12 protein-coding genes are annotated in these 15802 nt (G+C 45.4%); 9 read left to right on the top strand and 3 right to left on the bottom strand.

The features are described from left to right. Positions 1-179 precede the first annotated feature (179 nt). The 7 genes from tkt to NIE88_RS17425 all read left to right on the top strand — a co-directional run bounded on the left by tkt (position 180) and on the right by NIE88_RS17425 (position 7489). Positions 180-2213 (top strand): transketolase, encoded by a 2034-nt coding sequence (gene tkt, locus NIE88_RS17395; RefSeq protein WP_253064051.1) that lies wholly within the window; start codon positions 180-182, stop codon positions 2211-2213. Further along, positions 2210-2707, top strand: a complete 498-nt coding sequence (gene rpiB / locus NIE88_RS17400) for a ribose 5-phosphate isomerase B (RefSeq protein WP_290446573.1) — start codon at positions 2210-2212, stop codon at positions 2705-2707. Before tkt ends, rpiB begins: the two co-directional genes overlap by 4 nt. Positions 2708-2832: 125 nt before the next feature. Beyond that, the gene (locus tag NIE88_RS17405) at positions 2833-3180 is read left to right on the top strand and encodes a hypothetical protein (protein ID WP_253064053.1); all 348 of its coding nucleotides are present in this window, start codon (positions 2833-2835) and stop codon (positions 3178-3180) included. Between the two features lie 252 nt (positions 3181-3432). Beyond that, entirely contained in the window at positions 3433-4362 is a 930-nt protein-coding gene (locus tag NIE88_RS17410; protein ID WP_253064055.1) for a DUF1861 family protein, read from the top strand. Between the two features lie 367 nt (positions 4363-4729). Next, positions 4730-5923, top strand: a complete 1194-nt coding sequence (locus NIE88_RS17415; protein WP_253064065.1) for a MalY/PatB family protein — start codon at positions 4730-4732, stop codon at positions 5921-5923. A gap of 5 nt (positions 5924-5928) precedes the next feature. Next, positions 5929-6657 carry a helix-turn-helix transcriptional regulator gene (locus NIE88_RS17420; protein ID WP_290446572.1) on the top strand — a complete coding sequence of 243 codons (729 nt, stop codon included), beginning with the start codon at positions 5929-5931 and terminating at the stop codon, positions 6655-6657. Positions 6658-6748: 91 nt separating this feature from the next. Next, positions 6749-7489: a gamma-glutamyl-gamma-aminobutyrate hydrolase family protein gene (locus tag NIE88_RS17425; RefSeq protein WP_253064069.1), complete on the top strand. Its 741-nt coding sequence runs from the start codon at positions 6749-6751 to the stop codon at positions 7487-7489. A gap of 126 nt (positions 7490-7615) precedes the next feature. Here NIE88_RS17425 and NIE88_RS17430 read toward each other — a convergent pair whose 3' ends face one another. The 3 genes from NIE88_RS17430 to NIE88_RS17440 are packed head-to-tail and all read right to left on the bottom strand — an operon-like array spanning position 7616 to position 10887. Continuing rightward, entirely contained in the window at positions 7616-8794 is a 1179-nt protein-coding gene (locus NIE88_RS17430; RefSeq protein ID WP_253064071.1) for a M20 metallopeptidase family protein, read from the bottom strand. 5 nt (positions 8795-8799) lie between these two features. Then, entirely contained in the window at positions 8800-9948 is a 1149-nt protein-coding gene (locus tag NIE88_RS17435) for a M20 peptidase aminoacylase family protein (RefSeq protein WP_253064073.1), read from the bottom strand. Between the two features lie 54 nt (positions 9949-10002). Beyond that, positions 10003-10887 carry an ATP-grasp domain-containing protein gene (locus NIE88_RS17440; protein ID WP_253064075.1) on the bottom strand — a complete coding sequence of 295 codons (885 nt, stop codon included), beginning with the start codon at positions 10885-10887 and terminating at the stop codon, positions 10003-10005. Positions 10888-11433: 546 nt separating this feature from the next. Between NIE88_RS17440 and NIE88_RS17445 the strand changes: the two genes are divergently transcribed. After that, positions 11434-12402: an NAD(P)-dependent oxidoreductase gene (locus NIE88_RS17445; protein WP_253064077.1), complete on the top strand. Its 969-nt coding sequence runs from the start codon at positions 11434-11436 to the stop codon at positions 12400-12402. A 1302-nt stretch (positions 12403-13704) separates the two neighbouring features. Continuing rightward, a complete protein-coding gene (locus tag NIE88_RS17450; RefSeq protein ID WP_253064079.1) occupies positions 13705-15621 on the top strand; it encodes an N-acetylmuramoyl-L-alanine amidase in 1917 nt (638 codons plus the stop codon). Positions 15622-15802: the final 181 nt, after the last annotated feature.

Below are 15802 nucleotides of genomic sequence, written 5' to 3' on the forward strand. Positions count from 1 at the left end.
TGATCGACTCGGAGTAGATATTATCACGTGCACGCCGGCAATTATTGAAAAGCTGAAAAAGGTAGGAAAGCCGTTGGAACAGGTGTCTCTGGACACAGTCAAGGGCTTTAACAAGGATATAAAAACACTTGGCTATTCTATTCTTTGAGTCGAAATAGGATTGAGAAGGAGAAATAATCATGACCACCCATATTGAACAGCAATCGATTGATACGATACGTACACTTTCAATAGACGCAATAGACAAAGCAAATTCCGGTCATCCAGGGCTTCCGATGGGAGCGGCACCTATGGCATACACACTCTGGGCAAAGGAAATGAATCATAATCCGCTGAATCCTAAATGGTTCAACCGTGATCGATTCGTTCTTTCAGCAGGACACGGTTCAATGCTTTTATACAGTCTGCTGCACTTGTTTCATTATGGTTTAACCATTGAAGATTTAAAACAATTCCGTCAATGGGGAAGTCTGACCCCGGGCCATCCGGAATATCGTCATACGGTCGGGGTTGAAGCAACGACTGGGCCGCTTGGTCAGGGAATCGCCATGTCTGTGGGCATGGCGATGGCTGAGGCGCACTTAGCTGCAAAGTACAATATGAATGGATTTGCTATTATTAACCATTATACGTATGCGCTATGCGGTGACGGTGACCTGATGGAAGGTGTCGCCGGTGAAGCGGCATCGCTTGCCGGACATTTAAAATTGGGTAAACTCATCCTGCTTTATGATTCAAATAACATTTCGCTTGATGGCAAACTGAGCATGTCATTTTCTGAGAATATAGGCAAACGCTTTGAAGCATATGGCTGGCAAACCTTGCTTGTTGAAAATGGAAATGAGGTTGATGACATAAAGCAGGCACTTGATCAGGCAAAAGCTGACCCCGAACGTCCGACTCTGATCGAGGTGAAAACGGTCATTGGTTATGGGGCACCGGCTATTCAGGGAACGAACAAGGTTCACGGCAATCCGCTTGGTGCGGAGGTGACCAAGGCAACAAAAGAAGCATATGGTTGGAATCATGACGCTTTCTTCGTGCCGGATGAGGTACGTGAGCATTTTGATCAACTTGTGAAAAAAGGCGAGGAAAAAGAAAATCAATGGAACGCAAAGTTTGCGGCTTATGAAGCCGATCATCCAAAACTGGCACAAGAATTACTTGATGCGATTGATGGCAAGCTGCCGAATGGATATGCGAATCATTTCCCTGATTATGCAAATGGTACGAATAAAGCGACACGCGCTGCTTCAAGTGAAGTTATCAATGCAGCAGCTGAGACAGTGCCGCAATTGTTTGGCGGATCTGCAGATTTGGCCTCTTCTACGAAAACAACGATTAAGGGAAGCGGGGATTTTCTCCCAGGGCAGTATGAAGGGAAAAACATCTGGTTTGGTGTTCGTGAATTTGCTATGGCTGCTGCAACAAATGGTATCGCGCTTCATGGTGGTCTGATTCCGTTTTGCTCAACCTTCTTTACGTTTTCTGACTACGCGAAGCCGGCCATTCGGCTCGCGGCATTGATGGGTATTCCATCCATTTTCGTCTTTACTCATGATTCGATTGCGGTTGGCGAGGATGGACCGACGCATGAGCCCATTGAACAATTGGCAGGACTACGTTCCATTCCGAATTTAACTGTTCTCCGCCCGGCAGACGGCAATGAAACACGCGAAGCATGGAAAATAGCACTTGAAAGCCGCGAGAGCCCAACGTTGATTGTACTCACTCGCCAAGATGTCGAAACCTGTGACGGTGAATGTGTTTATGCAAGTGATGGAGTCAGAAAAGGTGGTTATATTCTTTTAAAAGAAAAACGGTCAGCAGATGTCGTGCTTATTGCAACCGGTTCGGAAGTGTATCTTGCAATCAAAGCAAAAGCGCTTCTCGCAGCTGACGGAATAGATGCGCGTGTTGTAAGCCTTCCATCATGGGAATTGTTTGAAAGACAACCGCAGACGTATAAGGATCAAGTGCTGCCGCCTGAGCTGTCCAGTCGTGTAGGCATCGAAATGGCCTCTTCCTTTGGCTGGCGCCAATTTATCACTTCCTCCGGCGGGTTGATTACCATTGATCATTTTGGTGCATCGGCTCCGGCGGCAACTGTAATGATCAAATTCGGGTTTACGCCGGAACACGTAGCCGAAGAAGCAAAGTGCGTGTTGAAACGAAATAAAGAAGGGGCAAGGCAAACGAGGTGGAAAAATTGAAAATTGCGATCGGATGCGACCATGCCGGATTTGATCTGAAGCCGAATCTTATGGATTACTTAAAGAAAAATAAAATAGAAATCATTGATGAGGGAACTTTTTCTGCTGAAAGTACTGATTATCCGATTTATGCAGATAAAGTTGCGTTGGATGTAGTGTCAAAGAAGGTAGATCTGGGTATTCTTATTTGCGGTACAGGCATTGGTATTTCAATCGTGGCAAATAAAGTACGGGGTATTCGGGCTGTTGCCTGCAGCGAACCGTATTCCGCTAAGATGTCGCATGAACATAATAACGCAAACATCCTTGCCTTCGGTTCTCGAGTAGTCGGCTGCGAACTGGCCAAAATGATTGTTGACGCTTGGTTAGGAACTGAGTTTCAGGGAGGAAAGCATCAAAGACGCGTTGACTTAATCACTTGTCTTGAAAAAAAGCAGCAGGAGCAAGGTGCATTAAATACGTCGACAGGTCAAAAACACATTAGGCAGGATTGATGTGTGCAAAAATCGAGATGGCTGTTCATCTCGATTTTTTGTACTTTACTTAAGCCGATGCGGTTCAAGTGCCAAATACTGATCAGAAATTAATAAATGGACAGGGTTTCGGGAGAGTGAAAAGTATGCGAAAATATAAAACACAGACGCAGCTGTTCTGCACTCATTGTCATTGTGAGACTGATCATCGTGTAATTTATATTGACAAGAAAATCTCTGAAATTGATTGTATAGCCTGTCACAAAATGACACGTATTGATTTTGATATTCGGTCATATTTTCACAGGGGACTTCGTGAACGTGCGCTTACCAAACCATCAAGGCTGGCACAGGAATATAGGAGAAGTCATAGAGCTTTTTTAAATGGACTGTCACTTAGAATGATCAGCAAACCCTATCGAATAGCCAAAGATTTAAAACGTTCGAAGCATATTATTGACCGATATAAAAAGGATCATCATAATCCCAATTGAAACCTATTTAAACTCTGCTGCATGGGTACTCATTATGACGGTCACTATCGGTTTCGCTGAATAGAAACATGTTCTTGATAAGGTGCTGAAATCGTTAAATAACGGGTACAGTAGCACCGTTAACAAATGATGCGTAAACGTACCTGAAAAGATTGAGAAAATAAGGCAGCGCTGACCGATAAAAAAACAACGCATGAATTTGTGCACGCAGAAGATTATAGTAGAGGTGATGGTTTCGGGAGGCGCAAATTCATGGAGCATGTCACAGAGTGCTTAGATTTACTGGAGCAGTATATGGCCGATCATCCGACCGTGTATGATGTTGAAAAACTGAATTTTAAAGGAGCCGGTGCCAAGGATGTCTATAATTGCACGGCTCCCTTTTATGATGAAGGCAGGCGGATCATTGCGGCCCGCGTAGAATCTCGGGACAGCGAAAGTGCCCATATCGGGTTCTTTGAGCAAGATACGGACGGATGGAATTTGATGAAAGACATGCCGTCTTTTCCGCTTCAGGATCCGTTTATCACACGAATTGATGATTCGCTGCTTTTCGGCGGTGTTTGGGTCGCACCGGACACGAAGGGACATGTGACGTGGCGGACACTGTTTTTTCGTGGTAAATCCATTCGTTCTTTGCGTCCCTTTTTTGAAGGACCGGTTGGTATGAAGGATTTGCGAATTGCTCAAATGCCGAATGGCTTAATTTTGGTTTTAACTCGTCCTCAAGGCAAAAAAGGAGGACGCGGCAAGATTGGCTATGTGCTTCTGGCTTCACTTGATGAGCTTGATACAAACAAGATTGAATGTGCACCGCTGCTCGATGGACACTTTGCCGATGATGAATGGGGCGGAGCCAATGAGATTCATTCACTAAAAAATGGCGATGCAGGTGTGCTTGGACATATCGCCTATTTTGACCATCAGGGGAATCGTCACTATTATTCGATGATTTTTACTTTAGATCCGCTGACCGGCCGCCATTCATCGCCTGAAATTATTGCCACACGTCAGGACTTTATCGGCGGGCCGGCAAAGCGCCCGGACCTTCGTGATGTCGTCTTCACCGGCGGAGCTATTCGCGGCGACGGACGGATGACTTTGTACGTCGGCACGAGCGATGCGGAGGCGCAGCGAATTGTGATCAGCGATCCATTTGCAAAATATGAACGAGGCTGTTGATGATTTGTGTGCCTTTATCTGGCAAAAACCTCTCTTTTTTTTATAAAAGAGGGGCTTTTCTCATGAATGGATCATTTTATCAGGTTGCCAGTGGAGAAAACTCAGTATTTTAATGCCGATGGTTCACGGGAAAAAAGTCTCACAATTCGAATGCATCTCAGTCATCTCAGTTTTATGGGAATACCCAGAAATGTAAAAAAATGTTGACTTATCTTTATAAAAGAAAGAAAATAGAAACAATAAATAATTTATTATCATAATAACAAATTATCTCGTATTTAATGCGAGATAATTGTTCATTAAATGATCATTTTATATCGACTTGGATGGAATGATGAAAAATGATTTTTGCGAAGGAGCGGGTCGTGTGTCAAAAAGCATTTTTGATCAAATTGTGCAACGAACGAATACAAACTGTGTGAAATGGGACGGAGCGGAAAAACTGTATGGAAAGCCGAATCTGCTCCCAATGTGGATTGCCGATATGGACTTCAGCGCTCCGAATTGCATTCTTGACGCGTTGAAGACATGCCTGGATCAGAAAATTTTCGGTTATACGCTGTGCCCCGAATCATTGAAACAGGTGGTGCAGTCGTGGCTGATCAAGCATTATGGCTGGGAGGTTCCAAGTGATGCGATTGTTTTCAACCATAACGTGGTATCAAGCATCTCTCTGGCTCTTCGCGTATTGACAAAAAAAGGGGATAAGGTCCTGATCCATAACCCGGTTTATAATCCTTTTTTTGAACAGTTGAATCAGCTTGATCGTGTTCCGGTTGTGTCGAAGCTGAAAATTCAGAAAAACCGTTATTTTATGGATATTAATGATATGGAACGAAAAATCAATGAAGAAAAGGTTACCTGCATTCTCATTTGTTCGCCTCATAATCCCGGCGGACGCATTTGGGAACCGGAGGAATTGCAGGACGTGATTGATCTGGCAGTAAAGTATGAATTGCCGATTATTGCCGATGAAATTCACTCGGATCTTGTGTTTTCCGGGAAAAAACACCAACCAATGGCGCAGCATGCCGCTGAGAAATGCAAGGCTGTTATTACGCTGATGGCACCGACAAAAACATTCAATTTGGCGGGAATCGGACCATCCTATATTCTGACATTTGAACGCGAAATTGCCGAGAAAATAAAACAGGAACAAAAGCTTATGGTTTATCCAGAAATGAATCCTTTTCAAATTGCAGCGATGACAGCTGCCTATGAAAAAGGCGAGCAATGGGTGAACGAACTGCTTGACTATGTAAAAGGAAATATTGACTATGTTTGCCAGCACCTCACGCAAATCGACGGTCTTCGATGTATGGACAATGATGCGACTTATTTAATGTGGATCAATTACGCGGAACTGGGTTTTTCTGAACAAGAAGTGAGTGAAGTATTGATTGCGAATGGAATTGCACTGCAGATGGGAAGCATGTATGGCGATGCCGGAACCGGTTTTTTCCGAATGAATGTTGCAACTCCGCGCGCGAATGTTGAAAGAGGCACAGACATGGTGCTGCGCGCTTTTAAACAATTAACTGCGGCACATGCGCGCGTTTAATGTGATTGTACATACGGACGGATACCCCTCGAACTTTTAAACGTAAGGAGAGGACAAAGATTAAAGATAAACTGCAGCGGTATAAGAATTTTGTCTCCTTTCTAAGCGATGTGGTGGGGGATGAGGCAGAAATCATTCTTCACGACGTGCGCGATCTGGAACATTCGGTGATTGCAATAAGCGGTACCACTTTAACGGGTCGCAGGATCGGATCACCGGCAACACGTTTGCTTTTAAAACAATTAAAGGAAGGGAAACAATCCCGTAGATCCTTTATCACGAATTATGAGGGAAGGTCTAATGACGGCACAGTCCTCAGATCGTCAACATATTTTATTTATGACGAGCATGATGAGATTATCGGTATGCTGTGTATCAACATCAGTTTCCGAAAAATGGAGGAAGCGATTCAGTATCTAGGTGGTTTTGTTGGCATCAATTGGCCGGCCGGCATTGATCTGGAGTCCCCTGTTGAGCACTTCAGTCCATCGATCGAGGATATTGCCATCAGCAGTATTAAAGAGATTGTTTCAAGCGTTGATGTTCCATCAGAACGTATGTCACAGCAGGAAAAGCTGCTCGTGGTTCACCAATTGAACAACAATGGGATTTTCCTGCTCAAGGGCATTGTCGGAATCGTTGCTCAGGAACTGAAGACTTCTGAAGCGACGATCTATCGCTACTTAAGTAAAATGAAGAAAAATGAGCTGAAAATCAGCTTTGAGACGCCGTAAATTCGTGATACGCGAGGAGTACGTTGACGCAATCGTAAAAAATCATTATATTAAACTGTAAAACTAGCAGAGCGAGAAAGGAGCAGGAGCAGTGTCAAAACCTATCATTGGAATCACCAGCGGTTTTGTAAAACTCACAAATTTTTCAGAAGGTGATTACGCGCATAAGGATTATATAACCTCGCTGACAATGGCGGGCGCTGTTCCTTTGATCCTGCCGATCGCTCCGGGTTCATGCACGGAGCGGTATGCAGAACTGTGTGACGGATTTCTGCTCAGCGGCGGATGTGATGTAAATCCGCAATTCTTTAATGAAGATCCGACGCCCGGCTGCGGCGTATTTGATACGGAACGTGATCAGGCAGAATTGCAATTGGTACATGAATCGCTGAAACGCGGCAAGCCTTTATTCGGCATCTGTCGCGGACTTCAGGTGATCAATGTTGCGCTGGGAGGTACGTTGATTCAAGATATCGACAGTCAGCTGGATCATCCGATTCAACACGAACAAAAGGTGCCGCGCCGTGAAGGCAGCCACCGTGTGCGTCTGGAAAAAAGCACCCGGCTGTATCAGGTGCTTGGTGAGCAGGAGACGATTATTGTCAACAGTCTTCATCACCAGTCGATTGACAAGATTGGAGCCGGATTGAAAGTTGCTGCCTTCTCGTCCGACGGCATCATTGAAGCCATTGATATGACGGAGAAAGGATTAATGGGTGTTCAATGGCATCCGGAATCAATGACCGCCGGCGGCAGCGATGCGATGCTCGGACTGTTCAAACACTTTGTTGCTGCCTGTATTGAGATGAAGCAGGCTAATTCGGGAGTGTAAGGCTGTTTTATCTATTGAATTTGAAATGTAATCTTGCCTGAGATAAAGAGGAAATTGATGAAAAAACAGATGCATGCTGTCTCTTAAAAAGGCTCGTAAACCGTTTACCTCGGTTCACGAGCTTTTTCAATTCTCAAGAGCATTTAACGCCAGCGCGGCCAGTATGGCGGATCCGTATGGCAGGGCACGTTCATCAATGGTGAATTGCGGATGGTGGTTCGGGTGACGCGGTATCGCATTGCTGCCTGCTCCGAGCACAAAGAAGATGGATGGACGCTGCTCTGTGTAGAACGAGAAGTCTTCACCGCCGAGGCTCGGCTTGCTTTGCAGGCGATTTCCCTTGCCAAGTAACTCGTCAACAGTTTGCTGCGCAAGCTGCGTCATATGATCGTCGTTGATGATCGACGGCGAGCTGAATGTGTAGTCAAGATCATAATCTGCGCCGAAGGCTAAGGTAACGCCTTCAACAATACGCTTGATTCGCCTAGGCATCGTTTGCCGCAGCTCGGGATTTAACGTTCGAACGGTTCCGGTCATTTTGACTGAAGGGGCAATCGCGTTGTTCGCCGTTCCGCCATGGATGGTCGCGATCGTCAAAACGGCGGGATCAACAGGGTCAATCTGGCGGCTGGATAATTGCTGGAGCGCAGTAATCACCTGTCCGGTCACCGTGACCGAATCCACGGTAAGGTCGGGATGCGCCGCATGACCGCCTTTACCGATAATGACCAATGAGAAAAAATCAGTGGACCCGCAGCCGATTCTCCCTGAGAATGCGATTTTGCCAAGGTCAACGCCGGCATTAATGTGAAGGCCGGCCATTTCATCAATTCCATTCAAGGCACCGGCATCAATCATTGCCTTCGCTCCCTTGCTGACCTCTTCGGCAGGCTGAAAGAGAAAGGCAATGCTGCCGTACTCCGGTTGCTGCTTTTGTAATAGCTGTGCAGCTCCCATCAGCATGGACGTGTGTGCGTCATGGCCGCAAGCATGGCTTTTACCATCGTTCTCAGACTTGAAGTTAAAGGTGTTGCGTTCTTGAATCGGAAGGGCATCCATGTCGGCGCGCAGTCCAATGGTTTTGCCCGGCCTTTTTCCTTTAAGTAAGGCGACCATTCCGGTTTCGGCAAGCGGCCCGTTGATTTCAAGATTAAGTGATCTGAGAAAGCGGGCGACCTTTTCGGAGGTGCGGTGCTCCTCAAAAGCAAGCTCGGGATGCTGATGCAAATCACGCCTCCACATGGTTAATTGGGGCAGCAGCAACTGAGCCTCCTGCAGCAATTGTTTCGATCGTTGCGCGTTCATGGCGTTCACTCCTTGACCGCGGCGGAACCGCTCACTTTTTCAAATGTCTTGAGTACTGCCGTTGCTAATATCAACACACCGTTATACATGGCATCGTGGTTAAAGGTCATATAGGGGTGATGCAGGCCGGGCTTGAGATCACAGCCGAGTCCAAGCATTGTCGATTTCAATTTTGGTGTGCGAATCGCGTATTGATGAAAATCATCGCCGCCGCTTGATAAACCGGCAGGGTCGAAATGGTCGCTGCCGAGTACGTCCTTAATGGCGTCGCCCATAATGGCAATGGCTTCCGGATCGGAAACGGCGGCAGGGCTGCCATGAGAATCATCAAGGCGGACGCTGACTCCGTAACTCGCTGCCACTCCTTGAACTATCTGCTTTATTTTCTTTTTGAATTCGGTCATGACTTCATTCGTTTGAGCACGTACATCCAAACTGAATTCGGCATGACCGGGAATAATATTGGTCGCCGAACCCGCGTGAAGATTAGTCATTTTAACCGAACTCGGGATCATCGGATTGACATGGAGATGTCCCAGCGCGTTTACGATTGAGGCCGCGACTTCAATACTGTTCGTACCAAGGTGGGGACGCGCGCCATGGGCGTCCTCACCATCGATCACACCACGAATCGTGCCGCAGGCGCCGTGCAGGATTGCCGGACGGGCGCGGCCGTCCTTTGTTTCTTCAATCGGACGCAGATGTACGCCGTAGAAGTAGTCGACATCATCGAGAACGCCTCGCTTGCTTAATTCCAAAGCACCCTGTCCGATTTCTTCGGCAGGCTGAAACACGAGACGAACTGTACCCGCGCCGGAATCAATTTTTTCCTTCAGCACCATGGCGGCACCGAGTACCATCGACATATGCGCGTCGTGTCCACACGAATGATTGGCTTGCAATTTGCCATTGACTTCCTGCCAGAGCGCGTCCATATCTGCGCGCAAAGCGACAATCGGTTTTCCGCTGCCGATTTCGCCGATGACGCCGGGACAGTCATCGAATGTTCGTGTACGGTAGCCGAGCGCGTCCAACTTTTCTTTAATAAAAGCGGTCGTTGCTGTTTCTTTCATGCTGATCTCCGCATGAGTATGAAGGTAGTTGAAGAGGTTCATTACGTTTTCTTTTATGGAGCTGCTTAATTCTAGGTGCATGGAATCGCCCTGCTTTCTTATCTTATTTAAAATTCATTTCTTCATTAATGATCGCTAACGCCAATCTCCTGTTCCTTGTCCATAAACGGCATGATCCACATAAGTGAATAATTCCTCGGCAATGTCAACATCGGATACTTTGGAAATGGTCCTGAAGCCTGCATTTCCGTTGACTTCGCAAACGGTAAATCCGTTGTTGCCGAACAATAAATCGATTCCGCAGAATTCCAAATTAAGCGCTTCCGCAGCCTTAACCGAGAGCGATTCAATAACTTGGCTCGTTTCATACAACTCAGCACTGCCGCCCAATGAATAATTGGCTCTGAATCCCGACTTTGATTTTCTAAGCACACTTCCTAATACCCGTCCGCCAAGCACGTACACTCGAAGATCTTTACCATAACTGCTCTCCATGTACTCCTGACAGAGACAGTATCCTTTTGTTTTGTTGAATGCTTCTGTGAAGTCCTGCTCATTTTTGACTAAGAAGACATTTTTTCCCTGTGATCCTTCCACCGCTTTCAATATGAAAGGCTGATTGTTAAAATGACCCGAAATCAAGGGATAGTCATTTGTAACCGTGTAAACTGTTTTCGGTGTCGGAATGCCTGCTTGAGCGAGAATCTGCGACGTGATGACTTTGTTGCGCGATTGAAACATGGCAGATATAGGATTGATAACCCTTATCCCTAATTGTTCCAATTGAGAGCCAACAATTCGGTTGTAACAGCGCATGAAAACAAAATCCGGTAGACGCAGCGGTTCGTTTTTATTGTAAAAAGTCACCGTCGATGCGCTATGAATCACTAAATCTTCAACAAAAATAATTACCAGACGGATATGATGCCTGGCAGCGGTCTCCGTCATCCATTCAAATGCATTGTTGCCGTATCGATTATGTATTACTGATTTCGAATAGATCATCCATCCGTTTTTCAAACGCTTCACCACTAATTGGACATATTTTGTGTTCGCATGCGAAAGCGCAGATCGCGCAACCTGAATATTCCAACTTTTAATAGAAAAGGGATGTTAAACGAAAAGTTGTTTATCGGCTCAATTACTACCTGTTTGATGAAACAGGCGAACCTTTCAGAACCTAGGTTTTTCAACCAAAAAAGGCAGCGAACAACATAGTCTTTTAACACGGTTAATAAAAAGGTTGTGTCGTTCATTTAATCATAACACGGTTATTTCGTTCAGTCATGCCTGATCTGTGCCGAAACAGGACGGAATTACGTACAATGAAAGGCGTTCAAAAACCTATGAACGTTCAATGATTTCTCGCACATTCAGATAGGGAGCAAGAATGTGTGAATATACCGAGGAAATTGTGTTCACTGGAGGGAAGACACCGACCACGCACGATCAATCCATTCTATTGAAATCTTTTATTTAGAGGATTACGTCCGTTTTTGGTATATTAATAACTGTACGCAGGTGGTGCGTGAAACAGATGATCATTGATCAATCGGAGGGTTCGTCATGCAAATTCTTTTTTGTGTCGGTAAATCATATGTGTCCATCCACAGGCAAATGGCGGATCAGTTGGAAGCGATGGGTGCCCATGTCCGCTGTCTGATGTATGACCAGGCTTTGAATAAGGAATTGATTAAGAAATCGATTCGTGAATGCGAGATCTGTATCACTGCTATTGCTCCATGCGATCGTGAAGTGATTGAGGCGGCGCCAAATCTCCGCTACATATTGAAGACAGGCACGGGATTGGATAATGTGGCGATCAATGATGCGACTGCTCGAGGCATTCTGGTCAGCAATGCCCCGGGTGGAAATGCGACCTCCGTAGCGGAGATGGCTTTCGGCCAATTGATTAGTTTGTCGCGAATGATTCCAATGCTGGATCGCGGAACGAAAAAGGGCGAGTGGCCGAGCGCGGAAGCCTATGAACTTGACGGGAAAACGATTGGAATTATCGGTTTCGGTTCCATCGGCCAAAAGGTGGCACGTTTCGCAGGCGGCTTCAATATGCGTGTGATTGCATTCGGAAATTATCAAGACCAAGATGCGGCTCGCCGGCTGCGCGCGACGTTTGTGGATCTGGATCGACTTTTACGCGAAGCGGATTATATCGTGATCAGCACAGCATTATCTTCCTCAAATTACCATCTTATTGATCAGTATGCGATTGATAAGATGAAAACGACGGCATTTCTCATTAATATTTCCAGAGGTGCGCTGATTGATGAACCGGTACTTTTCGAGGCTTTAAAGAAAAGGCGACTTGCCGGAGCCGCACTGGATGTGTTTGAGCAGGAGCCGCCTGAATCCTTACCGAATTTGGATAACCTGATCGCCTCGCCGCATGTTGCTGGAACAACGCGGGAGAGCATCGCCCGTGTCGCCCACGTGACTGTTGAGAATGTGCGTAAATTTATGAATCATGAACAGCCGGACTTTGTCGTGAATACGGAAGCGTTGCGGCAGAATCATTGATAAAAGATAGATATTGATCATGAACGGATGTAAGTGGTTCGGCAATAAGAGTGTTTTCGTTAACTGAAAAGGAACTTTCGCTAGGCGCGCATACGTCGTCCTGAACGCAACGTGAAAGTCATCACATCTTGTGGCAAGCCGGATACTAGGCCGTACATGGGTCACGAGGCAACTCCGCCCTCGCTGGAGGTTTGGTGAAGCCAAGTTTTCTAATAAGATAAGAAAGTTTAGCCTTTTGGCCTGGTTGATACGACAATAAGGTCATAAGATTCAGTTGGGCGATCAGGTAGCGCCCAATCTGCGAAATAACCGGAAAAATTCCGCTTAATTCGAAAATGAATGAAAAGATCGCTTAAATAGACGGAGAATTCCGCTTATCGAATCGAAAAACGTGAAAATGGAGGGCTTTTCTTTGAATAAGCGGAAAAATTCCCCTTATTTACCCGTGAAACAAGCGCTATGATGCATATAATCGGAAAATATCCGCTTATTTTACTTCGTTACTTAATGAAGAACCAAAGTGATTTATGAAATAAAAATGTCTGTTCAAGGTTGATGATTCAAAACCGCATTTGGAGCTAAGAAAATGTCGCTAACTGTAGAGGATCTTTCTAACTGTAAGGGAACTTTCGCTAATTACGCATACGTCCTGTATGCAATGCGAAAGCCATCACGTCCTGTGAAAGTACGTCCTGCACGCAATGCGAAAGCCGCGGCATCCTGCGGAAGTAAGGACCAGGCGCTTTTTACCCGGTTTTTCTTATAGAAAGTTAAAATCTGAAACCCAAACCTTGAAAAATTTTTTTCGAAAAAATATTTGAATAATGTTAATGTTTATGAATCCTCTAGTACATATGGCATATTTATTTCACGAAGAGAAGCAACCGCTGCAAAAAATTGACGATAAAGCTGATCAATTGATACAGACCATTGGTAGCAATGTTAATGAATAGGAAAAGTCCTTTGGTTAAAAAGCACCTGTATCGTCTAACTAGATCTAATATTCGTAATATTGACAATTATAATGATCGCTCTATACTGAACTTATCCCTTAATTTCCACGTTTTGAGAATAGACAATGGACCCATTGCCTGCCGCTCAAATCATCTGGATGATGGGAATTATAAATGTTTCGCATGAATACCTGTGTGACCTGAATACGCCTGCTTTGTCTTCATCAACCAAGACAAAAACCAGCCTGAGTAAATCTTTGGCTGGTTTTCATTTTTCTGGGGGTGAAGCAGCGCTTGCTTGTTGCCAATCTGTGAGTAATTAAGCCAAAAGGAACAAGGAGTGATTCGTTTGGTCAAGAAAAAACATGTTCATCTTCTAATCATCTCATGGCTGCTGATTTTGTTTTTGTTCATTTGTACGTCAAATGCGACGGTACATGCCGAATCACCAAACGGCAGTCGGACAAGCCTGCAAGCAGATTTTCAAAAGGCGGCCGATATCTATCATGTACCGGTCAGCATCCTGATGTCGGTTTCCTATAATGAGACGAGATGGGAAAGTCATAACGGGCAGCCAAGTACCTCGGGCGGCTATGGCGTGATGCATCTGACAGATAGCGATTCATCTGTGGATCTCTTGGCAAAGGGGGATGTACTTAATAAAAGTGCGAGTGCAAAATCATCGGACCAAGGGACGCATACATTAGCTCAAGCGGCGAAATTAATTAACGCTCCGCCTCAATTGCTTAAAAAAGATACGAAGACAAATATTTTGGGCGGAGCCGCATTACTTGCTGATTATCAAAAACAGCTTACAGGCACACATTCAAGTGATCCTGAAGACTGGTATGGCGCAGTCGCTAAATACAGCGGTTCAGCCGACTATGATACGGCGACTGATTTTGCCGATCAGGTCTACAAAACGATCAAAGAAGGCGCAGTGCGTACGTTTTCTTCAGGCGGTACGGTTCGGCTTCAAGCGAAAAATGTAAAGCCAGATAAAACCAGTTTGCCACATCTTCAGTTGCCTAAGCATAAGCATGGCAATGCAGACGAACCGAAAGGAGTCGATATGCAGAACATTCCTGCTTTATACGAGGCATTTTCCGACACGGATGGGGATTACGGCAACTACGATCTTGCCAACCGCCCTTATGACGGACAGAAGATTCGCTATATTATCATTCATGACTCAGAAGTCAGTTATGAGGGAACCATTAATACCTTTCTACAGAAAAGCTACGTTAGCTCGCATTATGTGATCCGCTCTTCAGATGGACAAATCACTAAGATGGTTGACCCGAAAGATGTAGCATGGCATGCTGGCAATTGGTATATCAATAGTCATTCTATCGGAATCGAGCATGAGGGTTATGCAGTTGAAGGCTCGACATGGTATAGTGAGCCGATGTATCGAGCTTCAGCGAAGCTGGTGAAGTATTTGGCAAAGAAATATGATATTCCTCTGGACCGCGAACACATCATCGGTCATGAAGAAGTTCCCGGATTGAATCCGGCGCGCCAGGTCAGCATGCATTGGGACCCGGCCGCGTACTGGAATTGGACACATTATTTTGACCTGCTCGGCGCGCCATTTTCCAAAAAAAGAAATTCGATTGGCCTGAAAAAGAGTCAAGGCATTGTCACGATCAATCCGAATTATAAAACGAATAAACCGGAAACGTCATACAATAACCAACCACTTGAGCCTAAGCCTTCAAATTTTGTCTATTTATATACGGAGCCAAGCTTCAACGCACCGCTGATCAGCGATCCGCTTCTTCATCCGAACGGCAGCGGAACAACTGCGCTCAATGACTGGGGCGATAAAGCCGTCGCCGGTCGTTCATATTATAAAGTTGCTCAGACAAAGAATTGGACCGCAATTGATTTCGGCGGGCAGAAGGCATGGTTCTATAATCCAAAAAGCATGAATACAGTGCCTGGAAGCGGTATATTGATTACCGCAAAGAAAGGGGCGGAATCAATCCCTGTTTATGGATCTGCTTATCCGGAGGCATCTGCCTATGATCAATTCGGTATTCCTGCCGTCGGAATCACACCGATTTATTCGATGCCTGCCGGCCAAATCTATGTCGGTGAGAAGGTGACGGGTTCGGATTACTACTATGCGAAACTGTTTAACAAACCGGAAACCTATCATGTTGTGAGCGGGCAGGATCAATACTATCAGATTTCCTATAATCACCGTATCGCATTCGTGAAAAAAAGCGACGTCCTCATCCTGCATCCGTTTTTTCACTGAGCATTCGATGGAACACCGGCTCCAAGAAGGAGTACGGTGTTTTTTTGTTTACGGTTTTAAATGAACTTTTATGTAGCTTTGATTGTTAAGAATAGTAAAAATCGTTATTTTACAGAGCAGTATGAAGAAACATTTTAAATGAAAATCCGTTTGTCAACCGGTGGAGTTTGTCGAATAGATC

This window comes from Sporolactobacillus shoreicorticis, from assembly GCF_024125445.1.
In the GTDB taxonomy this organism is placed as follows: Bacteria; Bacillota; Bacilli; order Bacillales; family Sporolactobacillaceae; genus Sporolactobacillus; species Sporolactobacillus shoreicorticis.